The 24,750-nt window shown below is 61.7% G+C and carries 23 protein-coding genes; 13 read left to right on the top strand and 10 right to left on the bottom strand.

Annotated elements, in window-relative coordinates; genetic code table 11:
* Positions 1-2: 2 nt before the first annotated feature.
* The 4 genes from SB822_RS06560 to SB822_RS06545 form a co-directional block, all read right to left on the bottom strand.
* Complete coding sequence (locus tag SB822_RS06560) at positions 3-1,718, bottom strand: ABC transporter substrate-binding protein (RefSeq protein ID WP_094297419.1); 1,716 nt, start codon at positions 1,716-1,718, stop codon at positions 3-5.
* Complete coding sequence (locus tag SB822_RS06555) at positions 1,660-3,360, bottom strand: ABC transporter ATP-binding protein (RefSeq protein ID WP_410854350.1); 1,701 nt, start codon at positions 3,358-3,360, stop codon at positions 1,660-1,662. The genes SB822_RS06560 and SB822_RS06555 overlap by 59 nt, the downstream gene beginning before the upstream one ends.
* The gene (locus tag SB822_RS06550; RefSeq protein WP_410854349.1) at positions 3,357-4,754 is read right to left on the bottom strand and encodes an LLM class flavin-dependent oxidoreductase; all 1,398 of its coding nucleotides are present in this window, start codon (positions 4,752-4,754) and stop codon (positions 3,357-3,359) included. Before SB822_RS06550 ends, SB822_RS06555 begins: the two co-directional genes overlap by 4 nt.
* A gap of 190 nt (positions 4,755-4,944) precedes the next feature.
* Positions 4,945-5,763, bottom strand: coding sequence for a MetQ/NlpA family ABC transporter substrate-binding protein (locus SB822_RS06545; protein ID WP_410854348.1), 819 nt, complete (start codon positions 5,761-5,763; stop codon positions 4,945-4,947).
* Between the two features lie 416 nt (positions 5,764-6,179).
* Here SB822_RS06545 and cysK point away from each other — a divergent pair, with 416 nt between their 5' ends.
* Together cysK and SB822_RS06535 are read left to right on the top strand one after the other, a co-directional pair.
* Positions 6,180-7,157 carry a cysteine synthase A gene (cysK, locus tag SB822_RS06540; protein WP_410854347.1) on the top strand — a complete coding sequence of 326 codons (978 nt, stop codon included), beginning with the start codon at positions 6,180-6,182 and terminating at the stop codon, positions 7,155-7,157.
* 233 nt (positions 7,158-7,390) lie between these two features.
* Positions 7,391-7,750 carry a hypothetical protein gene (locus tag SB822_RS06535; protein WP_410854346.1) on the top strand — a complete coding sequence of 120 codons (360 nt, stop codon included), beginning with the start codon at positions 7,391-7,393 and terminating at the stop codon, positions 7,748-7,750.
* Between the two features lie 69 nt (positions 7,751-7,819).
* Here SB822_RS06535 and SB822_RS06530 read toward each other — a convergent pair whose 3' ends face one another.
* The 3 genes from SB822_RS06530 to SB822_RS06520 all read right to left on the bottom strand — a co-directional run bounded on the left by SB822_RS06530 (position 7,820) and on the right by SB822_RS06520 (position 9,685).
* Positions 7,820-8,032 (bottom strand): hypothetical protein, encoded by a 213-nt coding sequence (locus SB822_RS06530; protein WP_007742169.1) that lies wholly within the window; start codon positions 8,030-8,032, stop codon positions 7,820-7,822.
* 264 nt (positions 8,033-8,296) lie between these two features.
* Positions 8,297-8,788, bottom strand: a complete 492-nt coding sequence (locus SB822_RS06525; RefSeq protein WP_410854345.1) for a (2Fe-2S)-binding protein — start codon at positions 8,786-8,788, stop codon at positions 8,297-8,299.
* A gap of 57 nt (positions 8,789-8,845) precedes the next feature.
* Positions 8,846-9,685 (bottom strand): SDR family oxidoreductase, encoded by an 840-nt coding sequence (locus tag SB822_RS06520; protein WP_410854344.1) that lies wholly within the window; start codon positions 9,683-9,685, stop codon positions 8,846-8,848.
* A 102-nt stretch (positions 9,686-9,787) separates the two neighbouring features.
* Here SB822_RS06520 and SB822_RS06515 point away from each other — a divergent pair, with 102 nt between their 5' ends.
* Entirely contained in the window at positions 9,788-10,729 is a 942-nt protein-coding gene (locus SB822_RS06515; RefSeq protein WP_007580987.1) for a LysR family transcriptional regulator, read from the top strand.
* A gap of 1,218 nt (positions 10,730-11,947) precedes the next feature.
* Here SB822_RS06515 and SB822_RS06510 read toward each other — a convergent pair.
* Positions 11,948-12,538 carry a hypothetical protein gene (locus SB822_RS06510; RefSeq protein WP_236674216.1) on the bottom strand — a complete coding sequence of 197 codons (591 nt, stop codon included), beginning with the start codon at positions 12,536-12,538 and terminating at the stop codon, positions 11,948-11,950.
* Between the two features lie 336 nt (positions 12,539-12,874).
* Between SB822_RS06510 and SB822_RS06505 the strand changes: the two genes are divergently transcribed.
* Both SB822_RS06505 and SB822_RS06500 read left to right on the top strand, forming a co-directional pair.
* The gene (locus SB822_RS06505; protein ID WP_410854343.1) at positions 12,875-13,630 is read left to right on the top strand and encodes a hypothetical protein; all 756 of its coding nucleotides are present in this window, start codon (positions 12,875-12,877) and stop codon (positions 13,628-13,630) included.
* A gap of 303 nt (positions 13,631-13,933) precedes the next feature.
* The gene (locus SB822_RS06500; protein WP_410854342.1) at positions 13,934-14,404 is read left to right on the top strand and encodes a ribonuclease; all 471 of its coding nucleotides are present in this window, start codon (positions 13,934-13,936) and stop codon (positions 14,402-14,404) included.
* 270 nt (positions 14,405-14,674) lie between these two features.
* On the opposite strand, the gene SB822_RS06495 is transcribed toward SB822_RS06500, so the two are convergent.
* Positions 14,675-14,941: a hypothetical protein gene (locus SB822_RS06495; RefSeq protein ID WP_007580977.1), complete on the bottom strand. Its 267-nt coding sequence runs from the start codon at positions 14,939-14,941 to the stop codon at positions 14,675-14,677.
* Positions 14,942-15,416: 475 nt separating this feature from the next.
* Between SB822_RS06495 and SB822_RS06490 the strand changes: the two genes are divergently transcribed.
* The 8 genes from SB822_RS06490 to SB822_RS06455 all read left to right on the top strand — a co-directional run bounded on the left by SB822_RS06490 (position 15,417) and on the right by SB822_RS06455 (position 23,771).
* Positions 15,417-15,818: a hypothetical protein gene (locus tag SB822_RS06490; protein ID WP_410854341.1), complete on the top strand. Its 402-nt coding sequence runs from the start codon at positions 15,417-15,419 to the stop codon at positions 15,816-15,818.
* Positions 15,819-16,132: 314 nt separating this feature from the next.
* Entirely contained in the window at positions 16,133-17,191 is a 1,059-nt protein-coding gene (locus SB822_RS06485; RefSeq protein ID WP_410854340.1) for a hypothetical protein, read from the top strand.
* Between the two features lie 293 nt (positions 17,192-17,484).
* Positions 17,485-17,688 carry a cold-shock protein gene (locus tag SB822_RS06480; RefSeq protein WP_007580971.1) on the top strand — a complete coding sequence of 68 codons (204 nt, stop codon included), beginning with the start codon at positions 17,485-17,487 and terminating at the stop codon, positions 17,686-17,688.
* A 341-nt stretch (positions 17,689-18,029) separates the two neighbouring features.
* Positions 18,030-19,409 (top strand): MFS transporter, encoded by a 1,380-nt coding sequence (locus SB822_RS06475; RefSeq protein ID WP_410854339.1) that lies wholly within the window; start codon positions 18,030-18,032, stop codon positions 19,407-19,409.
* Positions 19,410-19,457: 48 nt separating this feature from the next.
* Positions 19,458-20,288 (top strand): phosphogluconate dehydrogenase C-terminal domain-containing protein, encoded by an 831-nt coding sequence (locus tag SB822_RS06470; RefSeq protein ID WP_007580967.1) that lies wholly within the window; start codon positions 19,458-19,460, stop codon positions 20,286-20,288.
* Positions 20,289-20,334: 46 nt separating this feature from the next.
* Positions 20,335-21,579, top strand: a complete 1,245-nt coding sequence (locus tag SB822_RS06465) for a ribulose-bisphosphate carboxylase large subunit family protein (protein WP_410854338.1) — start codon at positions 20,335-20,337, stop codon at positions 21,577-21,579.
* 8 nt (positions 21,580-21,587) lie between these two features.
* Entirely contained in the window at positions 21,588-22,970 is a 1,383-nt protein-coding gene (oiaK, locus tag SB822_RS06460) for a 3-oxo-isoapionate kinase OiaK (protein ID WP_410854337.1), read from the top strand.
* A 96-nt stretch (positions 22,971-23,066) separates the two neighbouring features.
* Positions 23,067-23,771 (top strand): transcriptional regulator NanR, encoded by a 705-nt coding sequence (locus SB822_RS06455; protein ID WP_007580961.1) that lies wholly within the window; start codon positions 23,067-23,069, stop codon positions 23,769-23,771.
* Positions 23,772-23,799: 28 nt separating this feature from the next.
* Here the strand turns inward: SB822_RS06455 and SB822_RS06450 are convergent, their stop codons facing one another.
* On the bottom strand, positions 23,800-24,726 hold the full coding sequence (locus tag SB822_RS06450; RefSeq protein WP_410854336.1) for a LysR family transcriptional regulator: 927 nt from the start codon (positions 24,724-24,726) through the stop codon (positions 23,800-23,802).
* Positions 24,727-24,750 lie beyond the last annotated feature (24 nt).

The following is a 24,750-nucleotide window of genomic DNA, read 5'->3' as shown; positions in this document are numbered from 1 at the left end:
GATTACGCCTTGTCGAACCAGACTCGCGCGAAGTTGGCGCGCGAATGGCTGGCGGTGTCGGTGACATTGCGCAGGTTTTTCGCCCATACGCCGAACCAGCGAAACTCGAACAGATTGATGAGCGACAGGTCGCGCTGCGCGATCTTCTGCAACTGGACGTACAGGTCGCGTCGTTTGGCCGGATCGGTTTCCGTCTGTGCGGCTTCGATCACGCGGTCCATTTCGGGGCTCGCGTAGCCGGAGGCGTTGAACCACGGCGTGCCATTGGAAGCCGCTTTCGACCAGTAGTGCTGCTCGATGCCGATCTGCGGATCGAGGCCGTCCGTGCCCCAGCTGCTGATGAGCTGGAAGTTGTAGTCGGTGAAGACGTTCTTGATCCAGGTCGGCAGATCCTGCCCGCGCAGATTGACGTCGATGCCGACGCGGCGCAGCGCCTGACGCACGAATTCGCCCGTGCGGCGATAGTCGTCGCCATACGGGATGAAATCGTGATCGAGCTTGAAGCGCCAGCCGTCCGCTTTCTTCGGGAAGCCGGCTTTGTCGAGCAGTTCCTCGGCGCGCTTGGGATCGTACGCATATTGCTGCGTATCCGGTGTGTAGAACGACTTGACGAGCGACGACTCCGGGCCCGTGGCGGGCACCGCATAGCCGCCCCAGACGGTCTTGACCAGCACGTCGCGATTGATCGCATGCGCGATGGCCTGACGCACTTCGAGTTTGCCGAGGATCGGATCACGCAGATTGGGTTCGAGCCAGAGCCACGCCGCGTAGCCGTTATAGCCCTCGCGCGAGACGATGAGATTGGGCAGCTTCGCAAGGCGGTCGGCATCGGCGAAGGTCACCGGGTTGCGTTCGCCGTATTGCGCCGCGCCCGTTTCGAGCGCGGTGGCGCGGCCCGAGACGTCCGGCGTGATCTTCCATGTGATGCGGTCCAGATAGGGCTGACCCGGCGCCCAGTACTTCTCGTTTCGGTCGAGCACAATGCGGTCGCCGCGCGCCCATTCCGTGAACTTGAACGGACCGGTGCCGACCGGCTTGTTGTTGTACGGATTGTTGCGGATGTCCGTGTTCTCGTAGAGATGCTTCGGCAGAATCGGCGTGCCCAGCGAATCGAGAATGCCGAACGTCGCGGGCGTGGATTTCGACAGATGCAGTACGACCGTATGCGCGTCCGGCGTGTCGATCTTCGTCAGGTATTGCAGCACGCGCCGCGACGCCGGGCTGATCTTGAGCCACACTTCCTCGGCCGAGAATTTCACGTCGGCGGAGGTAAAGGGCTGGCCGTCATGCCACAGCACGTTCTGGCGCAGCTTGAAGGTCCATGTCAGGCCGTCCGGCGATACGTTCCAGCTCTCGGCGAGCTGCGCACGCGGCTTCAGATCGGGACCGTACTCGATAAGGCCATCGAAGATCTTGCTCGCCACCGCGCCGATCATGGTCGCGGAGTTGACGAAGAACGCGAGCGTCGGCGGCTCCGGGTGGATGACGGCCGTGAGCGTGCCGCCGCGTTTCGCGCCGTTCAGTGTGATGGGCGTCGTTTCCGTCGTGGCCCAGGCTTCGCCCGTAAACATGAACGGTGTCGCCGCGCCCGCAAGCAGCGCGCCGGCGCCCTTGAGCAGTTTGCGCCGCTTCAGATCGGCAACCGCGGCTCCCAGCGGATCATCGCGGAACAGGAGCGTCGAAGTCGAAGGGGGCTGCCGCTTGCTCTTGAAAGTCACGATCAATTTTCCTTGTGTCGAGTGAGAATGGGGCCTGCGATGACGGCACGGCGTCGATCAGGGTGCGCGTGTAGGCGTGTTGCGGCGAAGTCCAGATGGAGGCCTGATCTCCGCGTTCGACGATGCGCCCCGCCTGCATCACCAGCACGCGGTCCGCGATGTAGCGGACCACCGAAAGGTCGTGCGAAATGAACAGCAGTGCGAGGCCGAGCTCGTGCTTGAGATCGACGAGCAGGTCGAGAACTTGCGCCTGGATTGAGACATCGAGCGCGGACACGGGCTCGTCGCAGATGACGAGTTCGGGTTCGAGTACGAGCGCGCGGGCAATGCCGATGCGTTGCCGTTGCCCGCCCGAAAACTCGTGCGGATAACGCCGCAGCGCCGAATCCGGCAAACCGACCGCGTCGACGATGCGGCGAATCTTCGCGTCGCGTTCGCGCCGGTTGGCGACGCCGTGAATCGCAATCGCATAGGCGAGCGTGCGCTCGACGGTATGACGCGGATTCAGCGAGCCGTACGGGTCCTGGAAGATCATCTGCACACGCCGGCGATACGGCCGCAAGGCGCGCCGCCTGCGATGCGTGATGTCCTCGCCGTCGAACACGATGCGGCCGCCCGAAGGCTCGACGAGCCGCGTCAGTGCTCGCGACAGCGATGACTTCCCGCATCCCGATTCACCCACCAGACCCACGGTCTCGCCCGCGCGAATGTCGAAGGTCACGCCGTCGACGGCACGCACGCCGTGGTAATCGACGGTGATGTCGCGGGCCTCCAGCAGCACGGGGGCAGGCGTGTGGTCAGCAGACCGTGGCACGGCGCGCGGCGCGTCCGTGAGCCGCACGTCGCGATAATGCAGACCGGCGCCGAAATGCAGCGATGCGCCGAGCAGCGCGCGGGTGTAGGGCTGCGAGGGCTGCGCGAACAGCTGCGTGCTTGCCGCTTCCTCGACCTTCGCGCCGTCCTTCATCACGACCACCCGATCCGCCCAGCGCCCGACCACGCCGAGATCGTGCGTGATGAGGAGCACGGCCATCGACAGTTCGCGGCGCAGGCGGTCGATCAGCTCCAGAATCTGCGCCTGAATCGTGACGTCGAGCGCGGTGGTCGGCTCGTCGGCGATCAGCAGGCCGGGACGGCAGGCGACGGCGATCGCGATCATCACGCGTTGCCGCTGCCCGCCGGACAGTTGATGCGGATAGTGCACGAAGCGGCGCTGCGGCTCGGGCAGGCGGACGAGTTCGAGCAGTGCGAGTGCTTCCTTGCGCGCGGCCTGCGCCGACATCGGCCGATGCAGCGTCAAGGCTTCCGCGACTTGCTTGCCGATGGGCTGAAGCGGGTTCAGCGAAGTCATCGGCTCCTGAAAGATCATGCTGATGCGATTGCCGCGCACTGCGCTCCATTCGCGTTCGCTTTGGCCGAAGAGCGGCTTGCCCTCGAAGCGGAGCGCGCCTTGCACATGCGCCTGGCCGGGCAGCAGGCCCATCGTTGCGAGGGCGATGGTGGATTTGCCGCTGCCGGATTCGCCGACCAGCGCGACGATCTCGCCGCGCGCGACGGTCAGATCGAAAGGCCGCACCGCGGCGTGCGCGCCGAAGGACACGCTCAACTGGTCGATCTGCAGAAGGGGCGACGGGGCGTTCATGTCACTTGCGCGGCCGTGACGTTCGACAGATCGCGAAAGCTCGCGCCCGTGTGCCGCGGTCCGAGCCGTGCGCCTTCGCCGAAGAGCTTTTCGCGCAGCGTCCCCTGCGCATACGCAGTCTTGTAGATGCCGCGCGATTGCAGTTCGGGGATGACCAGACCGATGAAATCCTCGTAGCTTTCCGGCGTCACCGTGCGCGTGAGGTTAAAGCCGTCGATATCCGCTTCATCCACCCACGCTTGCAGCGCGTCGGCCACCTGCACGGGATCGCCGACGATGGTCGTATAGCGGCCGCCCAACTGCATCTGTTCGAGCAGATGTCGCACGGTGACACCGCGCTTGCCGTCGGTCACGCGCTGCACCGACGATTCGATGCCGCGTCCCTTGTGGCCGCCGGGTGGGGCAAGCTCGTCGTCGGGCGCGTAGGTGGAGTAGTCGATGCCGCTGCCCGCCGCAAAGTGTGCGAGCCCCGCCTCGGGGCTGGCATGGCGCGCGTATTCGGCGAATTTCTCCTCGGCCTCTTTCTGCGTGCGCCCGACCACGACGGTGATGCCCATGATGATCTTCAGATCGGTCGGGTCGCGTCCGGCATCGGCGGCTTGCGCGCGCAGCGCATCGACCAGCTTGCGCGTGTCAGTCTTGCTCTGGCTCGACACGAACACGCACTCGGCGTGACGCACGGCGAACGCCTGGCCACGCCCCGATGACCCCGCCTGGAACAGCACCGGGGTGCGTTGCGGCGAGGGTTCGCTCAGGTGATAGCCGTCGACGTCGTAGTAGCGGCCATGATGATGCACCTTGCGGATCTTCGCGGGATCGGCGAATACGCGTCCTTCACGGTCGCGCAGCACAGCGTCGTCCTGCCAACTTCCTTCCCATAATTGGTAAAGCACTTCGAGATACTCGTCGGCGCGCTCATAGCGCTCGTCGTGCGGGATCATCTCGGTGCCGCCCATGGCGCGCGCGGCGCTGTCGAGATAGCCCGTCACGATGTTCCAGCCGATACGGCCTTCCGTCAGGTGATCGAGCGTGGAGAAGCGCCGCGCGAGCAGATAGGGCGCCTCATACGTGAGATTCACCGTGATGCCGAAGCCGAGATTCTGCGTGGCGGCTGCCATCGCGGAGACGAGCATCATCGGATCGTTGACGGGCAACTGCACCGATTCCTTCAGTGTGACGTCGACCGATTGCTGATAGATGTCGTAGACGCCGACGATATCCGCGATGAACAAGCCGTCGAACAGGCCGCGCTCGAGCAGCTTCGCGAGATCGGTCCAGTAAGAGAGCTTCCGATAATCGGTGGAACGATCGCGCGGATGCGTCCAGAGGCCATGATTGATATGGCCGACGCAGTTCATGGTGAACGCGTTCAGAATGATTTGCTTCTTGCTCATGGAAGGGCGTGCGGCGGAACGAAGGCGGATCACGTCAGCGAAGCCGGGCGGCAGCGCTGGCGTGACCCGATGAAACGCGTAGCGTCCCACAGATAGGCCTGGCGGCTAACCATCAAATGCGTATTTGCATTTCAGGTGCGTCGCTGCCCGGTGATGGTGCGCGCCTGGGGCGGCGATTCCCGCCTGACGCTCAGAAAGCCGGAATGATTGCGCCTTGATAGCGCGACAGAATGAACTGCTTGACTTCAGGCGACTGATAGGCGGAAACCAGCTGCTGCACCCAAGGCTTGTTCGCATCCTGCTCTCGCACGGCGATCAGACATGCGTAGACGCTTGAGCCGTTCTCAACGAGGATCGTGTCCTTTGCCGGATTGAGGCCGGCCTTGATCGCGTAGTCCGCGTTGACGGTGGTGGCGTCGAAGTCGTCGAGCGTGCGCGGCAGTTGCGCGGCGTCGACTTCCTTGAAATGGAAGTGCTTCGGGTTCGCGGTTATGTCGAGCGGCGTCGCGTTGATGCCGGTGACGGGATCGATTCCTTGCCGCAGTTTGATGCTGCCCGCCTTCTGAAGCAGCAGCAGAATACGGCTTTCATTCGCGGGATCGTTCGGAATGCCGATGGTCGCGCCGTCCGGCAGATCGGCCAACTTCCGGTAGCGCTTCGAATACAGACCGATTGGCCCAATCCATGTGCGGCCGATCCCGACGAGCTTATAGCCGCGCGCGCGAACCTGCGAAGCGAGAAAAGGCCGATGCTGGTAGCTGTTCGCATCGAGGTCGCCTGCGTCGAGGGCCGCGTCCGGCTGGATATAGTCGTTGAACGACACGATCCGGATATGCAGTCCATAGTCGCGCTCAGCGACTTTTTTGACTGCCTCGAAGATTTCTTCGTGCGGCCCGCTCGTCACGCCGACCCGCAGCACTTGCTCCTGAGCGTGTGCGGTGCCGGTTACGATGATAGCGAGCAGCGCCCAACGGAGGATGCGCAGAAACGGGAAGGAGAGCGCTTGCACGATGAATGGATACCTGTCCAGGAAAGGTTGGCGAATGCGGTCATTCTATTGACGTGTTCCGTTTCCACTAACCAATCGCTTCGCATAACCTTATGCCGGCCCGGGCGAGCTCGCGTCGACACCGCTCCCATCTTGCTCTCAAGCAGCGCTATGCAGCCGATCGCAGGACCGCATGCAACAGCACGCTCGCACCGGCCTCGGCCCAACCCGGTGTGATTGCTTTGGCCTCGTTGTGGCTCACGCCATCGACACTCGTGCGCAAAGGGCACAGGTGCGTAATCGAAGATCTGCTCGAACGTCACATCTGCTGCTTGTTTGGATGAAGCGCCTGGAATCGGAAGTGCGAATGCTTGACTCTGTAGACCGCCGCTCTACACTAAGTCCACTTTTGCCTATCGGCATAGGAGCAAAAAAACATGGCACGTTGGTTCGAAGACAACTCGCGCTCCATCGGTCACACGCCGCTGGTCCGTCTCAACCGTTTGACGGATGGCGCGCCTGCGACCGTTCTGGCAAAAATCGAGGGCAGAAATCCGGCCTATTCTGTGAAGTGCCGCATTGGCGCCGCGATGATCTGGGATGCAGAAGCTCGAGGGCTACTCGGTCCCGGCAAGGAAATAATCGAACCGACGAGCGGCAATACGGGCATTGCTCTTGCGTACGTGGCGGCGGCCCGCGGAATTCCGCTTACGCTCACTATGCCTGAGACGATGAGCGTTGAAAGGCGCAAGCTGCTGATCGCGTTCGGGGCGACGCTAGTGCTGACGGAGGGCGCGCGCGGCATGCCCGGCGCGGTGGCAAAGGCCGAAGAAATTGCTGCCGGGCAGCCCGACCGTTACGTTCTGCTTCAGCAGTTCAAGAACCCTGCGAACCCCGCCATACACGAAAAGACAACGGGTCCGGAAATCTGGGACGACACCGAGGGCGGCATCGACATTCTCGTTTCGGGCGTGGGCACGGGCGGCACGATTACGGGCGTGTCGCGCTTCGTCAAGCAGACCAAAGGGAAGCCGATACTATCCGTGGCGGTAGAACCCGCTGCGAGCCCGATCCTCACACAGGCGCGAGCGGGTGAGCCGCTCCAGCCTGCGCCACACAAGATCCAGGGCATCGGTGCCGGATTTATTCCCGACGTTCTGGATCTCGCTCTCGTCGACGCGATCGAACAGGTCACCAACGAAGAGTCGATCGCATACGCCCGACGTCTTGCTAGCGAAGAAGGGATACTCTCGGGGATATCATCAGGTGCGGCCGTCGCGGCTGCCGTGCGGCTCGCGAAGCGTCCGGAGCATTCAGGCAAGACGATCGTCGTCATTCTGCCCGACTCCGGCGAACGATACCTGAGCACGGTTCTCTATGAAGGTCTTTTCGACGCGCAGGGAATCGGTTCGTGACCTGGGGCAATGCCTGTGACGCAGTGCGTAGTCGAGCCGCGCCGACGTGGTTCGACACATTGGGCACTTCATAAGCAGTTTCAAATTCGGGAGTAGGCCCGGCACGTCTGTGCCGATCCAATGCGACGTTGGCCCCGTGCGCAGCGAAAGGCGCATCGCAAGCGAAGGGCTCAGTGGTTCGTATGTGTCGACATGTCTGCTGCTGGATCCTCTTTCGTGGCCAGGAGACTTGAATGCCGACGTACGCCATAGCACGACAATCTCTGATGCGAGTCGCCGGTTTGCTGACCGGACGATTCGATAAAGATGCCCATATTGTCGAACGTGAAGCGCTCGAAGGAACGCCTGCCGGGTTGACGGTCAATAACCCACGCGGACCCAATACACCGGCTATCGCGCTTCTTTTCCAGAACGATCTGCTCGACAAGTACGAAACCCTGACGGGTGTCGCGCAGGCTGACTTTGGCAGCCATTACAACTCGAAGCTGGTCGGTGCATTGCTGATCTACGAACGTATTCGCGCTGTCGACGAACTCAAACCGCAGGATACGTATGTGATTCAGTTCGGGGAAGAGCTTCTGCGTCGCATTTGAGCCCGACACTCGCAACAGGCAATGCCAGGTGCCACTGCCGCCGCGAGCAGGAAGCGACCTGAAAAGCGGCTAACGATGCCGAAGTTCGTGCAGTGCGTAGATAGCCGCGAGCACGCCAACGAGCACCGCCGCTACCGACAACGATTCATCGAGCTGGCCGGCGGACGCCGATAGCTTCGCATTGCACCAGAGTCCTATCCCCGCTAGCGTGACGAGCAGGCCAAATGCGAGCCCCCACACCGGGCCCGCCTTGTGCGAAGCGAGTTTGTGAGAAAGCTTCATCGTTAGTCTCCCTGCGTCGATCTACAGCTGCCGGGCGTTGTCCCGAGTCATGATGGCAGCGTACCGTCCCGTTCAGCGCCGCTGCTGGTCCGGTAAGTCTGCGAATGTCACAACACCTCTACAAGAATACCGTATATACCGTTTATGAAAAAATATGTGTTTGTCGGGTTCATTGCGGCTTGAGAGCTGACGAAGCGTGAGGTGCCGAGCGGGTCGACATAGAGACGGAAGAAAGTGAAGGACTATGCGCCGACCGGCGAGGGGCTACGGGGCAGTTTTGCTGATCTGTACATACAGCCTTAGCGTGTTAGCGAGCAGGGCAACCGACGACTGCTGAAAAACATATTCGCTGGATGAGATCTCGTGGAAGCGTGCGCGCCCGGTTTCCGCATCTACGGCGGTAGGCTGCCTGCCGCGGGGCAACGACTTCAGAAACGCCGTGGCGCTCATGATCTGGCCGCTTTGGCAGTAGCCACACTGGGCGACGTCGTACTTGACCCAGGCTGCATGCACGACGGCGCCGACCTTGTCGCTGCCGTCGGTGGTGGCTTCGATGGTGGTGATCTGCTTGCCCTGGGCCACCGAGATCGGTGTAACGCAGGAGCGGATGGCCTGCCCGTCCAGATGCACGGTGCAGGCGCCGCAACCGGACTTCGTGCCCGTCATGCCCAGCGTGTCGCGCAAGGCCCAGAGAATGGGGGTGTCCGGGGCGACGTCGACCGTGTGCTCACGGCCGTTGACGTGGAGCGTGCTCATGCTGGGTCAGTCCTTCGCGGGTTAGGTATGTCGTGGCAAGGGCAACTCGCCTCGCGATCAGAAGCTGCCGTCCGTCGACTTCGAAAGCGCCTCGAAGGCGTGCACCGCTTTCAATCGAGCCTCCACAGCCGGCCCGACCGACGCCAGTGCATCGCTTCCGGCCACGAACACTCTGGGTGGAGTCTCCATGCCCACAAGCTTTACCAGGATCTGGCCTAGCTTGTCCGGATCGCCCGGTTGCTTGCCGGCATAGGGGGACCACATCGCCTCGGCGCTGACCTCCGCGGCGGCGTAATCGTCGATACGCTTGTCCGGCCATTTGGCGTTGGCTGCGGCCAACAAGTCCGTGCGGAAGAATCCCGGCTCGACCACCGTGATCTCGATGCCGAACTTTCCGACCTCTTCAGCCACAGAAAGCGAGAGCCCCTCCACGGCGAACTTGCTCGCGCTGTAGGCGCCGCAGTGCATCAGGCCGACAGCGCCTGCCACGGAACTGACGTTGATGATGTGCCCGGAGCGCTGCTTGCGCATGATCGGCAGCGCTGCCCGCATCACGTTGCTCACGCCCCAGAAGTTCGTCGCGAACAGGTGTTGAATGTCTTGCGTCCCCAGCTCCTCGTAGTTGCCTAAGAGGCTGTAGCCGGCACTGTTCACGACTACATCGACACGCCCGAACTTCTTTTGCGCCTCGTCGACCACTGCCGTTGCCTGGGCCTCGTCGGAGACGTCCAGCCGGAGAATCTCCAGATTCTCGCCGGCCAGGTCGCGCAAGGCATTGCCCACCTTGTCCAGGTTCCTGCCTGTGGCAACGACCCGATCACCTGACTTCAGTGCGGCCCTGGCCGTACCGGCGCCGATACCGCTGCCAGCACCTGTGATAAACCACACTTTGCTCATGCTCAAACTCCCAGTCCTGGTCAATGCCTGTCACTCTAGGCAGATTGACTGAGAAGAAAAACACCCTGGTGCTGAACACGCTTTGAAGATATTCTTCAAAGTATGAGGCTCAACCAGCTTGATGGACTGCTCGCATTCTGGAAGGTCGCAGAGTACCGCGGGTTCTCAGCCGCCGCGGCAGCGCTCGAGGTCTCGCCTTCTGCGCTCAGTCAGGCGATCCGCCACCTGGAAGCCCGGCTCGGCGTCAGGCTTCTCAACCGGAACACGCGTAGCGTCAGCCTCACTGAAGCCGGACAGGCGTACCTGTCCCGGATTGGGCCGGCGTTGAGCGACGTACTGGAAGCTGGGGAGCAACTTCATGAGCTTCAAGGCCGGCCATCGGGCGTGCTGCGCATCAACGCAGCGCGAATCTCGACCGCCATGGTCCTCCAGCCGCTGCTGGCCGGGTTCCTGAAAGCCTATCCGGACGTCCAGGTGGAGCTGACGAATGACGAGGGCTACGTGGACATCGTCGAAAGAGGGTTCGACGCGGGCATTCGAATGGGAGAGAGTGTCCAGAAGGACATGATAGCTGTGCCTCTCGGTGGCCCGGTTGCCGTATCCATTGTTGGATCTCCCGACTACTTCAGGCAGCATTCTGTGCCACGGCACCCCTCCGATCTGATCCATCACAACTGCGTGCGATTCAGGTTTTCAGGCAGTGGGGCGATTCACAAGTGGGAGCTCGAGGTCGAAGGCCGTATCGTCGAGTACGAGATCAGCGGCAATCTCACGATCAGCGACTCATTGTTCTCGATTGAAGCTGCGCTGGATGGGATTGCACTGGCGTACACGTTCGAGCAGCTCGCGCTTCCTCACATCCGGGCCAGGAAGCTGAAACGCGTCTTGAGCAGCTTCTCACCGACTTTTCCCGGGTTCTACCTGTACTACCCGAGCAGACGGCAGCAGCCTGCCAAGCTGAAGGCGCTGGTGAACTACGTGCTGGCGCATTCAAGCCCCGAGACGATTGGAATGTCAGCGACCGTGCCCGCGACAGACTTGTAGTCGTACGCCCATTTTTTCGGCGACCTTCAAGGTCGTCAAGAAGCTGGGCGCCATCGACGCTTGCTTCGTCGTCCCGTCACCGTCTCTCGTGCGTCGTCGTTGGCCGACTACATCGGGCAAGTAGTCGGCCATAAGCCGTCGGTCGGGAGTGGGGTCCGAAAGCGGTCGGTTAACGGTGCTTCGGATCTACGGCCGCAATGAATAAGGCGCCGTTAGCCCCCGCAGCCACCAGCCTGAACGCATGACAGATATCGATTTTGTGCGTCCGCCTTGCAAAGTTCTCCTCGTCTGTCGGAGTAATTTCCACACGCTCCGATGTCCCGATTGTAATTGTCGATGCAATTGGTCTTTACGTCGTTGCAATTCGGGGCGGCAAGGCACCCGAATGAGAGACCCGCTAAAACACCCATCAAAATGCTCTTCATGGTTGCTCTCCTTGCTGCAAGGCTCGATCAAAACGAACCGATCCAGATCTGCACGATCATATCCCGGTGACGTACGCCACCAGGTCCGGTGTCGGGCCGCCAATAATGCCCGATTGACCGATGGACCCCGACGCACGCATCGGCGGACACGTGCAGAGTCAACTGTACGTATGGAGTTCTATCGTGGACATTGACACCGTCGAGTGGCCGCTTTCGGGTGTCACGATCTACAGGTCGATTGTGCACCTTCAGCGAGGTTGGTGGGCGTCCGCTTCTCACGGATCAGCGAGTCAGCAACGGGTCGCAAGTACTCATGCGACTGCGGCGAGAGCTGACATTCGCGGTCGCGGCGGTGAGAGTGGCAAAAGAGCAACCCTGAGCTGGCTTACCAACGGCGACACGTGAACGTCTGCTCAGGCCGATCTTGAGTCGATCGGTTCGCGCGTTCATGGGCGGGATCGCCCGAAGGTGCTCACGTTGGTCGCGTGCAACCCCTTATGGCGAGCGCCTGCGACGATGGAAGATTTATGGTTGAAACCTGCTTGACTTGGGAAGTTATATGGGTAACAGACGGGATGAGGGAGGTCAGTTCTGACGTCGAAATCCGCTCGAAGTGGAAGTTATTTAGTTGAATTTCCTGGGGGAATCGCATTCCTCGACAGAAGCACGCGTGAATGAAATCCGCGCCGGAGGGCCGTGGCGAGCGGCTTCGATTGCCGCGTCCGGATGCATACAGCGCCGGCCCCTTCCAGGGTACAGGCATGTCTCTCGGGCATGAGGCGTTAATCGGGCACTACGCCTGCACGTCGATCAGCACGCCAAGCGGCCGCCACTGGACTCCCTTCGTCTCGTCTGATAATCCGTCGAGTACCGCAGCCAGCGAGACTTTCGCGTTTGCATTCTGCACGAGCGTCACGACATGATCCTTTAACGCCTGATTCAATTGTCCGATTGCGGCTGTCATTGGGTCGCCCGGCTGTGTGTCAGCGCTCGAGGTGTTTGCGGAATCGTCAATATCGAAACCCCATTCGTCCGTATCGGCATCGTCGTCGCTTGCCACCGTACCGGACATCTTCGCCAGATCGGCAATCTGAGCGCCGAGATCGCGATAGCCATTTACGGCCGAATTGGATGACTGGATATCTGTCACGACGGAAAGCGCGTCCTTCGTCTCTTTGCCCGGTATGCTCAGGCCATTGGCCAGGGCAATTGACTGCTGCAGTTCGAGCGCCTGATAGAGCGCCGCGATCAGTGATGCGCTCGACGCACTCACGCGCCTGGGTAACGACAAGGCGTCGGAGTTGTCGTTGACGCTGTCGCTGATGGTCAAGCCCGTTGATGCATCGATGCCGAGCCGCGTCAACGTGCGTTTGAGGGCTGCCATCAGTGCATCGTTACTGCGGTCGGACGTGCTGGCCGTCGACGATGCATCCTTTGATGGAGGAGGCTCGGGCGGTGGCGGTGTGGTGACTGACGTGTTCGTGTTGATCGGATCAGGCGACATGGGGCTGATGCTTCCTTTGTTCAGCGCTTGGAGGGACGGTCGAAAATCGAATGCACGGTAGCGACGTACAATCGGGTTATCGGGACCCTCGCGTGAGACTTGATGTTTTGTAATTGCGCGAAAGGAAGGCAGCCGTGCTTGTAATCGAGTCTATCGGCCGCGAATGGCCGATACCGGTCCGCGGGCATACTTATCGGCGACAACTGAAGATAACCGATGAAACGCAAACGAAATTTCTCTTGCACGATCCTATGCGTGATTTTGTTCACCGCTTCGTCGGCCCATGCCGGGTGGTATGAGATCAGGAACTATGCCGGCACGATTGGTAGCCTCCCTGTTCATGTGTCGTTACAGACCTACGATGACATCAACCGAAATGAGTCTGGTCAGTGGCGCGTCGATGGCAGTTACTACTACGATGCTCATCGCGTTCCCATTCCATTGCAAGGTAAACGCCAACCCAATGGAGAGATGCAGTTATGCGAAGCAGTAGAGCCTGTTTCGTTTGGTGATTCGCCAACGGTGCCTGCCGCTTCGCCGACGCACCCTGTTCCTTGCCCTATTGCGTTAAAAATCAGCGATACGAAGGCATCGGGGGAGTGGCGAGATGGCAAAAAAATCCTGCCGATCGCGCTGCATCAAGTCGGCAGTCTCAACGATACCGGCCTCGAAACACCCCGAGTGGTCGGTGTTGTCGAAATACCGATGTGGCATCACACGAAGAACCATCTGTTGCTGGGTGTGTACCAGTCTTCGGTGGATTGTTCGTTGTCGATGGTCCGCCTGCGTCTTATCAATATCAAAAGTGGACGAATCGACAAGGATCTGAAATTCGATTGCGGCGCGGGCATCGTGGCGACCCCCATCTATGCCAACGTCTATCGTGCAGACAACCCCCGCAACGTGACTGTCATATTTCAAGGTGGGTATCACGGGATGGGCGACGACCGGGATGTTTCGGTTGAGCCATAAGCCTCTCGGACACCACAAGCTGTCAAGGTCACTGGCGCTGCGCTGCGTAGACAATGCTGGCGCGAGCTTCCCTGCCGGATCGATTGCTGCTCTAGACGTGGGCGAGGGAGCAATGCACCCTTCGAAGCTTCACCGCGATCTGCTTGATTTGCCTGCTTCTCGAACACCGTGAAGCGCGCATCAGCCTGGTTGCCGGGTAAGAAACGCCTATTTCCGACCGAACATTGATTCACTCTGCCAATAGCGATACCCTTGAATCGTTCGTGAACGTCGAATGCCAGTCAACCCGGAGACAACCATTTCGTGAAGCGAGCGTGGGCTTTCTCCTGCATCCTCGCCTTGAACGCGATCCTCGGCGGATGCGGCAAGGACGGATCGGGAAGTGGTACTCAGGATTCGGGCGCCTCCGCGAGTCAGGCGGCGAGTCAGCCTGGGCAGGCCGCGAGCGGCACAACGGCTGCATCGGGCGCGCCGGCGCCGAGCGCGCCGGCCGTCGTCACTAAGGCGCAGTTGCCGGCGGAAGCAGCCGAAACACTGCGTCTGATCAAAGCGGGCGGCCGTTTCCCTTTTAGCGAGGACGGCGTCTTGTTCCGCAACAGCGCGGCATTGCTGCCGGAGCATCCGCGCGGCTATTACCACGCATACACGGTTCGCACGCCTGGCTCAACGGATCGCGGACAACGCCGCATCGTATGTGGTGGACCGCGCAAGCAAACCAGCGACTGCTACTACACCGAGGATTACTACGCCAGTTTCAAACGCATTGCAGAATAAGTTGCGCCAATTGAAAACGCCCAGAGCCTCCTATAAAGGAGACTCTGGGGCGTTGTGTTTTCAGAGACCGTGCCGCGAAGGCAAGACGGGTGGCAGGGGTAGCGGCGACACGACACGTCACAGACCAGCTTGCTAATTTTCTGCGCATCTTCCGTGAACGCCGGTATGCGCGCCCTTGCTGGACTGCACCGATTTCCGCCTGACGAACCTCGTCATCGACGAGGTCCCTGCCGAGGCCGTCGCGTACATCGCACCCGTCACCGCCGGGAGCTAGTGCCCGTGCGCCTTCCGCAATTCGCCGGCCGTTCCCAGTCGTCGACTGGTGGAGCCGACGTGAAAGCCTGCGGCGACGACAAAGAGGATTCCAGCCACAGGCCAGACATAGATGGCAGAGGCGACGCCGAGCCAACATGCTTCGTGAGGCGGGTAGGCGTGGAGTGCCCAGAGAAAGAAGGCAACTGGCAACATCAGCAGGAACAGAGCCGACCGATTAAGAAAAGCTCCGACTGCTGCTTTCTTGTGTGTCTCAGATTGCATGCCTGTCTCCATGAGGAATGGCACTGAGACATAGCGTCGCACAGCAGTCGGTTCGCGAATACTTGGTGAAATCCCTACCGTATGCCAATTCGGCAGGCTCCCTGCCAGCTAGCTACGCAAGAACACACCAGCCGGTTCATGCGGAATGGTTCTGCGGATTGCCGACAAAATCGGGGCTTCGTTTTGGTTCATTTGCGTCGTGATGGTATGGAATCCATATGAATTACCATATCCGACTATAAGCGATCCCGGTATCCGACTAACAAAGCGCAACGCAGCATTTACGACACGATCATGTGGGTAGGTCTGCACCAAGACAGCTGGGCGATGCCGGTCGTGCAGCCTTCGAGTTGCCGCCCCACGTGAACGGGGCGTAGATCTGGTCGCGAGGTATGATTCCACCGTGGATACGCTGCTCTTTGGATCCTGATTCCCTCGGGCGCGCGTTCCGTGCATCCATGACGGGGAGCGCATCATGTCAAGTGAATGGAAACGCCGGATGAGCTTGTTTGCCCAGCGTTTCTGGCAGCCCACCAGCGCGTGCATGACCTGCATGCCGGGGAGTTGGGGCAACGTCTTGAGCCTTGTCCACTGGACGATTGCACTCCAGACGGGACTGCTCACCGGGGTCCTCGCGGTACTGTTGACGTTCACGCCAGCCGCGAAACTCTACTCGCATCGATACGGCAATGCGCTGATCGTCGGCTGTCTGACGGCCTTAGGCGACGCTTTCTCGCATACGAGTCACTACCGGCTTCCTGTTGTCGAGCACGTTGCGACGGGCGTCGTTTCCGGTCTGCTCGCGCTGGCCGCCTCATATCTCTTTGAAGATCGGGCGCGGCGAATCCGGGCGGCCTGGGTACGGGTTTTCGGATAGTTTCCGCTGACTGTCAAAACTGCCTTGAACGCCCCGATAGAGGGCCCTTGTTCAGGTGGGGAGGCTGCGAGCGGCCAATTTGAGCCGCTCAGACAGGCATTCCGGCCGATCGTTGCTGGGCTTGGAACGAGCCCACGCGTTCAAAAAAACCGGCCATCCATGTGCGACATAGGGCCATCACCGTTCGATATCGACGGGTGTTCCCTTGCATCGCCCGCCAAAACACAGGTTCCAACTGGCGGAAGCTCCTTGGGTCGCCGGCTGGCGTCTATGCTTTATCGGCGTATTCGCTCGATATGACCAAGGAGGCGTGCATGAAACCCGCGCTATGTGTCGTCGTCGCCAGTATGGTTTTCGGGGTCCAACTGGCGCACGCTGTCTGCTCCCACGACGCCGTCTTTCTCGCGCTCGGTGATCAGATTCGCGGTTACTCAGCGCGCGCCAACGGAGCGACCGAACCCTGCCAGGTGCTGCAAGGGCCACTTACCACCCTGATGTCGGCCGGCGCGACGGTGATCGACAAAAAGGACTCTTTTCACGTTGCGCAGTTTGGCGCGAGCACGGTCGACATCTTTCTGCGCAAGGCTGAGGGCAATCAGGCACCCGATCGCTCATTCAGGTTGACGAGCACAAATGACCTGCCTGGCATTGCGGTGGATTCCCGCCTCAACGACTTCGTCCTGAGCGTTCGCCCATCGACGGCGGGTGTCATGGTCGTTCCCGTCCACAGTTCTGGGGATATACCCAATCCGGTCCGTATTACCGATCCGAACATCACCCAGTACCAGAGCATCGCGATCGACGGCGACGACAATCTGCTGATCGCGGGTTATGACATACAGGGAACGGCGATCATCGACACGTTCGGCACGAGCCGAAGCGTGACCGCGCCCCCGCTTCTGCGCAGCCTCACAGGTCCCAAAACCGGCCTGTTTCCGGGCCGCGATGTTTTTTTCTCACAGATCGCCACGTCGATCGCTCTCGATCCTCGTACGGACGAATTATTCGTCTACAACACGACTGCGGATGCGACCCAGACCCAGGTGAGCATTTTCGCCGCCAAGGCGAATGGCAACGTGCGACCGATACGGACAATCAGCGGTCCATCCACGGGAATCATCGGCCAAGTTTTGGCGTTCCCGGGTAACAGGATCACCGTCTCACCGGATGGACGGCTCTTCGTTGCCCAACCGAACCTGCGCATTCTCGCGTTCGCGCCGGGAGCAAGGGGCAATGTGGCGCCGTCTCAAGTCATCGAGGACTCCACGCCCGGTCCAGCCAACTCCGCAGGGATCGCCTTCCGGTCGGGGCGAGGCGGGCAACGGGACGAAGACGGATGCTCGATGCACCCCGACGAAGGCGGTAGAAAATAATCTGGTCAAACTTGTCGCTCTAGCGTCGAACGGCTGCTTCGATTTTCCAGTTCAAACCGGTGCTCGAGAGCGGCGACATCGCGCTGACGCCCACGGAGTGGACGGTCTCGGGACGGGAGCCGATGAAAGGGTAGGCGATCGAGATCGCGCGCCGTCAGCGGGTTTCCAGTTGTGCCAGCCGGCCCCAAGCAAAAATGCTGATTGTGAGGAACCACGACTCCATGTTAAAAAGTGCATCGCACGGCTGGCGGAGCGCCACCGACGCGCAATATTAATTTTGGGAATCTTGCAAAATGGCAACAGGTACGGTGAAGTGGTTCAACGATGCAAAGGGTTTTGGTTTCATCACGCCGGATGGCGGCGGTGAAGACCTGTTTGCACATTTTTCGGAAATCCAGTCGAGCGGCTTCAAATCGCTCCAGGAAAACCAGAAAGTGACGTTTGAAGTGAAGCAGGGCCCGAAGGGCAAGCAGGCTGCGAACATCCAGCCGGCGTAAAGCGTTTCCAGTATTAGAAAAATGACCCTTCGGGGTCATTTTTTTTTGCTACCAATGAAACCGGTTCCAAACCCGGGAATCCGGCCAAAGTAGATGCTAGTTGGTTCATTTTCCGGAACCCAATTGCGTTCCCCTGCACGCGCCCGCACGCAAATCACGAACGACGCCGCCGCCGCGCGCCCATAACGAAGGCGCACGACGCGCCAATGAACTGCTGAAAGGTGTTGGTAGTAAACCCAGTGCCGCTTTTTTAATCTAGATGGTCTACTCATCACACCAGCACAGAACATGAGTGATCTGTGCGATAGCGCAGAGCCGCGAGACCCATCGGAGGAGACGCAATGCAAACTGCCCCGCACGCCGAACAGGCAAGCCCGAGCCAACTTGAGCGCTCGACCATCCGCAAGGTTTCGCTGCGCCTCGTGCCGTTCGTCGCGCTGATGTTCTTCATCAACTTCCTCGATCGCACGGCGATCTCGTTCGCTGGACCGAACGGCATGACGAAGGATCTGGGGCTGGACGCCGCCCAGTTCGGTTTCGCGGCGGGCGTGTTTTTCATCGGCTACATCTTTCTCGAAGTGCCGAGCAACCTCGCGTTGCACAAGTTCGGTGCGCGCCGCTGGCTCGCGCGAATCATGGTGACGTGGGGCATCGTCGCGTTGCTCTTCACGTGGGTGAGCAGCGTGCCGGGGCTGTATGGGTTGCGCTTTCTGCTGGGTGTGGCGGAAGCGGGCTTCTTTCCCGGTGCGATCCTGTTCCTGAGCATGTGGGTGCCGCAGCGCCATCGCAGCCATATCCTCGCGCTGTTCTATCTCGCGCAGCCGCTGACGATCGTGATCGGCGCGCCGTTCGCCGCGCTGCTGATCGAAGCGCATGGACTGTTCGGCCTGGCCGGCTGGCGCGTGATGTTCCTCGGCGTCGCGATTCCTGCGATCGTCGTCGGCATCGTCGCGTGGTTCTATCTGAGCGACCGGCCGTCGCAGGCGCGTTGGCTCAATGCCGACGAGCAGGCGTGGCTCACCGCGGAACTCGAAGCCGAGCAGCGCCAGCGCGCAGCCGGTTCGTCGCAGCATCGCCACCACGCAGGCGCCGCATTGACGAGCGGCCGCGTCTGGTTGTTCTCGCTGATGTACTTCGGCCTGATCTACGGTCTCTATGCGCTTGCGTTTTTCCTGCCGACCATCATCGGCGGCTTCCAGACGCAGTTCGGCTCGCAGTTCAACGTGTTCCAGAAAGGGCTGATCACAGCGATTCCTTATCTGCCTGCCGCGATCGTGCTGTTCCTCTGGAGCCGCAATGCGACGAAGCACGGCGTGCGCGCATGGCACATCGGCATTCCGGCGCTGGTCGGCGCACTCAGCATTCCGCTCGCCCTTTACATGAAGTCGCCGTCGACGGCCATCGCCGTCATCACGATCACGGCCTGCGCGATCTTCTCGGCGCTGCCGAACTTCTGGGCATTGCCCGCGCGCTTTCTGTCGGGTGCGGCAGCCGCCGCGGGCATCGCGCTGATCAACACGGTCGGCAATCTGGCGGGCTTCGTCGCGCCGTACGTGACAGGCGCGCTGAAGGACGCGACGGGCTCGTATCACGCGCCGATGTTCGTGGTCGGCGTCTTCATGCTGATGAGCGCCGTGCTTGCATTCGCGTTCTGCGGCGAGCGCCGCCCGCGCTCGCAGGACGAACACGCAGCCGTCGCGCTGGATCCGCGCGCGGGCTGATCAACCGATATTCATGAACATGACGTACCCCTGCAAGGAGAGAGGACGATGAAAGAGAAAATTGCACTGTTCGGCGCTGGCGGAAAGATGGGCTTCCGTCTTTCGAGCAACCTGCTGAAGTCGGACTATCGCGTCGCGCACATCGAAGTGAGCGAAGCGGGCCGCAAGCGCCTGAAGGATGAACTGAACGTGGATTGCGTATCCGTCGATGCCGCGCTCGACGGCGCGCAGGTCGTGATCCTCGCCGTGCCCGATACGCTGATCGGCAAGCTCAGCCACGAGATCGCACCGAAGCTGCCCGCGGGCACGATGGTGATGACGCTCGATGCCGCCGCGCCGTTCGCCGGCCATCTGCCCGACAGGCCCGATCTGACGTACTTCGTCGCGCATCCGTGTCACCCCATCATCTTCAACAACGATGACGATCCGAAAGCGCGCCGCGATTTCTTCGGCGGCGCGTATGCGAAGCAGTCGATCACGAGCGCGCTGATGCAGGGCCCCGAGTCCGCGTTCGATCTCGGCGAAGACGTGGCGAAGACAATCTATCAGCCGATCCTGCGTTCATACCGTCTGACCGTCGACCAGATGGCGCTGCTGGAACCGGGCCTGTCCGAGACGATCTGCGCGACGCTGCTTTACGTGATGCGCGAAGCGATGGACGAAACAGTGAAACGCGGCGTGCCCGAACAGGCCGCGCGCGATTTCCTGCTCGGCCACATGAACATTCTGAGCGCGGTGATTTTCAACGAGATCCCGGGCGCGTTCTCCGATGCGTGCAACAAGGCAATCGAGTTCGGCAAGCCGCGCCTGATGCGCGACGACTGGAAGGGCGTGTTCGATCGTGCGGAGATTGCGGACAGCATCCGCCGCATTACGTGATCCGCGTTGAGCGCTGTCTTCTTTTGACTTCCAACAGGACTGCATCGTGAGCGAACGCATTCACGCTACTTACTGGCTCGAAACGGGCGACGATCCGCGCCATGCCGCCGATGTCATCGCTGGCGAACAGTCGAGCGGCACCTTCGTCGCATTGCCGGGCGAAACGCCCGAGCTGAAGGCGCGCTCCGGCGCGCGCGTCGAGCGACTGGAGATTCTCGAAACCGTCGATACACCGAGCCTGCCGGGCGGCATGAAATCGGAGGTGTACACGCGCTGCACGCTCGAACTGTCGTGGCCGATCGAGAACTTCGGTCCGTCGCTGCCGAATCTGATGTCGACCATCGCGGGCAATCTGTTCGAACTGCGCCAGGTGTCGGGCTTGCGGCTCACGGGCCTGAAGCTGCCGGCGTCGTTCGCGGCGGCGTATCCTGGCCCGGCGTTCGGTATCGACGGCACGCGCAAGCTGAGCGGCGTCACGCATGGTCCGCTGATCGGCACGATCATCAAGCCGAGCGTCGGGCTGTCGCCGGAAGAGACCGCGCAGCAGGTGCGCGAGCTGGTGGAAGGCGGCATCGACTTCATCAAGGACGACGAACTGCAAGCCGACGGTTCGCATTGCACGTTCGATGAACGCGTGAAGGCCGTGATGCGCGTGGTCAACGAACACGCCGATCGCACCGGCAAGAAAGCGATGGTCGCGTTCAACGTGACGGGCGATCTCGACCAGATGCGCCGGCGGCATGATCTCGTGATGGCGCAAGGCGGAACCTGCGTGATGGCGGTGCTCAATTCGATTGGACTGGTCGGCCTGCACGAATTGCGCAAGCACGCGCAAGTGCCCATTCATGCGCATCGTGCAGGCTGGGGCTATATGTCGCGCAGTCCTGAACTCGGCTGGGATTACGCGCCGTGGCAGATGATCTGGCGGCTCGCGGGCGCGGATCATCTGCACGTGAATGGCTTGCGCAACAAGTTCAGCGAGTCCGATGAAAGCGTCATCGCGGCGGCGCGCGCGGTGCTCGCGCCCGTCATGCCCGACGCGCCGATGACGGCGATGCCCGTCTTCAGTTCGGGGCAGACGGGCTTGCAGGCCGCCGATACGTACGCCGCGCTTGGCCGCGCCGATCTGATCCACACGGCGGGCGGCGGCATCTTCGGCCATCCGCAGGGCGTCGCGGCGGGTGTCGAAGCGCTGCGCGAATCATGGGTCGCGGCCATCGAGGGTGTGCCGCTCGAGAAGCACGCGGAGCGCAATCCGGCGCTGCGCGCGGCGCTTGGTTTCTGGAAGTGAGCACGCGTATGCACGATTCCGCGCAAACGGCATTTCCGGCGGGGCCGCTGCTCGCCTATTACGGTGACGACTTTACCGGCTCGACGGATGCGATGGAGGCGATGACGGCAGCGGGCGTGCCGACGGTGCTGTGTCTCGACACGCCGACGCCCGACCTGCTCGCGCGCTTTCCCGAGATCCGTTGCGTCGGGCTGGCGGGTTCGTCCCGCGGGCGTGATCCTGCATGGATGCGCGACGAGTTGCCAGCCGCGTTCGCGAGTCTTGCGGCGTTCGGCGCGCCGATCCTGCAGTACAAGGTGTGCTCGACATTCGACTCGTCGCCGGAAGTCGGTTCGATCGGCGCGGCCATCGACATCGGCGTGAACGTGATGCGCGCGCGCTGGTCGCCGATGGTGATCGGCGCGCCGCGCCTGAAGCGTTATCAGATGTTCGGCAATCTGTTTGCCGCCGTGAACGGTACGGGCTATCGGCTCGACCGTCATCCGACGATGTCGCGCCATCCCGTTACGCCAATGGACGAAGCGGATCTGCGCGTGCATCTGGGGCGGCAGACGTCGCGTCGCATTGAGCTGATCGACATGCTGCAATTGCGCGACGGCTCGGGCACGGCGCGCGTCGATACACTCAGTGCGGACGACAAACCCATCGTGTTGATCGACGTACTCGATGAAGAAACGCTCATCGAAGCGGGGCGCCTCGTGTGGGAACGGCGCGGCGAGGGCGTGTTCAGCGCGTCGTCGTCCGGGCTGCAATACGCGCTGGCCGCATACTGGCGCTCGCGCGGCTGGTTGCCCGCGACGCCTTCGCTGCCTGTCGCCCGACCTGTCGAGACGATCGCCGCCGTGAGCGGCAGCTGCTCGCCCGTCACGGCGGCGCAGATCGCATGGGCGCGGGCGCATGGGTTTCATGTCGAACGGCTCGATCTGCGCCGCGCGCTCGATTCGCAATCGGGCGGCGCGGAGATCGAGCGCGCAGTCGGCGTTGCCGCGGATGCGCTTCGCCGCGGCGTGAGCAGCATCGTGCACAGCGCGGAAGGCCCCGACGATCCCGACGTGATCGGCTTCGACGCGATTGCGCGCGATGCGGGCTTGACCCGTCAGCAGGCCGCGCGCAACGTCGGCGGCGCGCTGGCGGAAGTGATGCGATGCTTGCTGGAGCGCGTGCCGCTGTCGCGTGTGGTCGTCGCGGGCGGCGACAGTTCAGGCGAAGTCGCGAGCACGCTGGGTATCGATGCGCTGAGTGTTGCAGCGGGTCTCGCGCCGGGCGCGCCGTTGTGCCGTGCGTGGTCGAAGTCGGCGCAGCGCGATGGGCTGGAGATCGTGCTGAAGGGCGGGCAGATTGGCGGCGCGTCGTTCTTCGGATTGGTCAAAGAGGGCCGCGACGTGGAGTGAACGCATTGCGGTGAGTTGATACAGCGAGCGGTTCCTCGCAAGAATCGATCGGTGTATGGTATTGTCATTACACCAGAAGCTTGTCGCTGAAATGTAATGGGCGAGATCATCCCGCGTCGGAAGCTGTACCAGGAAGTGGTGGACCGTCTGATGGAGCGTATCCGCTCGGGCGAAATCGCGCCCGGCGCGCAGTTGCCGTCAGAGCGGGAACTGATGGAAATCTATGGCGTCGGGCGGCCTGCCGTGCGCGAGGCGCTGCAGACGCTCGAACGCTCGGGCATCGTCGAGATCGTACATGGCGAGCGCGCGCGCGTCGTCGTGCCGACGGCCGACCGGCTGATCGGCCAGATCGCCAGCGGCGCGATGCATTTGCTGCGCACTGACCCGGAGATGCTCGAGCATCTCAAGCACGCGCGCCTCTTTCTCGAAACGGGCACGGCGCGCATGGCCGCCGAACGCGCGACCGAAGAGGACGTGGCGCGACTGCAATTGAGCGTCGCGCAACATCGGGCTTCGATGGTCAATCTCGAAGAGTTCATCGAGCGCGACATGGCGTTTCACCGCGAGATCGCAAGGATCAGCGGCAATCCGATTTTCCCGTCGATCGTCGAGTCGCTGTTCCGCTGGGCGGGCGAATACTATCGGCCGCTCGTGCGTGCGCCCGGCGCGGAAGAGCTGACCTTGGCGGAGCATCAGCGCATCGTCGACGCCATTGCGACGCATGACGGCGATGCGGCTGCCGAAGCCATGCACGCGCACCTGTCACGTGCCAACCATCTGTACCGCAAATTGAGTAAATAACGTCGGTACGGCACACACCTGTCTTTCATCACTCCGGCTGCATCATCGAAGGATCGAGCGGCGCCATTCTGCGCAGCGCGAGACGAAAGTCCCGCGCGATTGCCGACAGCACCACGTCGCGTCGCCGGATCAAACCGATTGTGCGCGCAACCGTCGGCTCGACGAGCGGACGAATGGCGATTCGCGATTGCGTGTCGCGCGGCGCCGCGCAGCGCGGAATGATCGAGATGCCGAGCCCCGCTTCGACGAGTCCGAGCGATGTCGTCAGATGTTCAATTTCGATCAGCCGGTCCGGACGCCAGTCGATGTCGCGCAACGCGGCATCGAGCATGCGCCGGTTGCCGCTCGTCGTGCCCGACACGATCAGCGGCCACGGGCGCAGCTCGCGCCACGCAACATGCTCGCTCTTCGCGAGCGGATGATCGGCGGGGCAGGCGAGCACGTACGGGTCCACCAGCAGTTCGTCGATGGCGAGCTCCGGCGTTTCGTTGACGAGAAACGCGATGCCGAACTCCGCGTCGCCGTCGGCGACACGCCGCGCGACCGTCGCAAGATCGGTTTCGAGCAGTCGCAGCCGCACCTCGGGCCGCCGCCGGTGATAGCTGCCGACGATCTTCGGCAACAGAAACTTCGCAACGGTGGGAATGCACGCGATGGTCAACTGACCCGTGCGGATGCGCGTCGCTTGCGTGACGAGCTGCAGCGACGCATCGAGTTCGCGCAGCACGCTTTGCGCGCGCGGCAGCAGCAATTCGCCCGATGGCGTGAGCGCGACCCTGCGCGTCGTGCGCTCGAATAGCATCAGGTCCAGTGCTTCTTCGAGCCGCTTGATACGGCGTGTCAAAGCGGACGCGGACAGACTCAGTTCGATGGCGGCATCGTTGAACGACGCGTGCGATGCAACGGCAACAAAAGCGCGAAGCGCGTCGAGATCGACGCCGGGAAAGCGGTTCATGAGCCCTCATGTACAGGCGATTTC

Source organism: Paraburkholderia sp. SIMBA_054 (genome assembly GCF_046534875.1).
Taxonomy (GTDB): Bacteria; Pseudomonadota; Gammaproteobacteria; order Burkholderiales; family Burkholderiaceae; genus Paraburkholderia; species Paraburkholderia hospita.
Note: the sequence above shows the minus strand (reverse complement) of the source record. Positions and strands in the feature narration are given on the sequence as shown.

What these genes read in the sequence shown, in the direction of transcription:
- SB822_RS06450 (WP_410854336.1), bottom strand. Translation starts at nt 24,726, where the DNA reads ATGAACCGCTTTCCCGGCGTCGATCTCGACGCGCTTCGCGCTTTTGTT.
- SB822_RS06505 (WP_410854343.1), top strand. Translation starts at nt 12,875, where the DNA reads ATGAAACGCAAACGAAATTTCTCTTGCACGATCCTATGCGTGATTTTG.
- SB822_RS06510 (WP_236674216.1), bottom strand. Translation starts at nt 12,538, where the DNA reads ATGGCAGCCCTCAAACGCACGTTGACGCGGCTCGGCATCGATGCATCA.
- SB822_RS06470 (WP_007580967.1), top strand. Translation starts at nt 19,458, where the DNA reads ATGAAAGAGAAAATTGCACTGTTCGGCGCTGGCGGAAAGATGGGCTTC.
- SB822_RS06555 (WP_410854350.1), bottom strand. Translation starts at nt 3,360, where the DNA reads ATGAACGCCCCGTCGCCCCTTCTGCAGATCGACCAGTTGAGCGTGTCC.
- SB822_RS06455 (WP_007580961.1), top strand. Translation starts at nt 23,067, where the DNA reads ATGGGCGAGATCATCCCGCGTCGGAAGCTGTACCAGGAAGTGGTGGAC.
- SB822_RS06495 (WP_007580977.1), bottom strand. Translation starts at nt 14,941, where the DNA reads ATGCAATCTGAGACACACAAGAAAGCAGCAGTCGGAGCTTTTCTTAAT.
- SB822_RS06520 (WP_410854344.1), bottom strand. Translation starts at nt 9,685, where the DNA reads ATGAGCAAAGTGTGGTTTATCACAGGTGCTGGCAGCGGTATCGGCGCC.
- SB822_RS06535 (WP_410854346.1), top strand. Translation starts at nt 7,391, where the DNA reads ATGCCGACGTACGCCATAGCACGACAATCTCTGATGCGAGTCGCCGGT.
- cysK (WP_410854347.1), top strand. Translation starts at nt 6,180, where the DNA reads ATGGCACGTTGGTTCGAAGACAACTCGCGCTCCATCGGTCACACGCCG.
- SB822_RS06515 (WP_007580987.1), top strand. Translation starts at nt 9,788, where the DNA reads ATGAGGCTCAACCAGCTTGATGGACTGCTCGCATTCTGGAAGGTCGCA.
- SB822_RS06480 (WP_007580971.1), top strand. Translation starts at nt 17,485, where the DNA reads ATGGCAACAGGTACGGTGAAGTGGTTCAACGATGCAAAGGGTTTTGGT.
- SB822_RS06475 (WP_410854339.1), top strand. Translation starts at nt 18,030, where the DNA reads ATGCAAACTGCCCCGCACGCCGAACAGGCAAGCCCGAGCCAACTTGAG.
- SB822_RS06550 (WP_410854349.1), bottom strand. Translation starts at nt 4,754, where the DNA reads ATGAGCAAGAAGCAAATCATTCTGAACGCGTTCACCATGAACTGCGTC.
- SB822_RS06485 (WP_410854340.1), top strand. Translation starts at nt 16,133, where the DNA reads ATGAAACCCGCGCTATGTGTCGTCGTCGCCAGTATGGTTTTCGGGGTC.
- SB822_RS06490 (WP_410854341.1), top strand. Translation starts at nt 15,417, where the DNA reads ATGTCAAGTGAATGGAAACGCCGGATGAGCTTGTTTGCCCAGCGTTTC.
- SB822_RS06530 (WP_007742169.1), bottom strand. Translation starts at nt 8,032, where the DNA reads ATGAAGCTTTCTCACAAACTCGCTTCGCACAAGGCGGGCCCGGTGTGG.
- SB822_RS06525 (WP_410854345.1), bottom strand. Translation starts at nt 8,788, where the DNA reads ATGAGCACGCTCCACGTCAACGGCCGTGAGCACACGGTCGACGTCGCC.
- oiaK (WP_410854337.1), top strand. Translation starts at nt 21,588, where the DNA reads ATGCACGATTCCGCGCAAACGGCATTTCCGGCGGGGCCGCTGCTCGCC.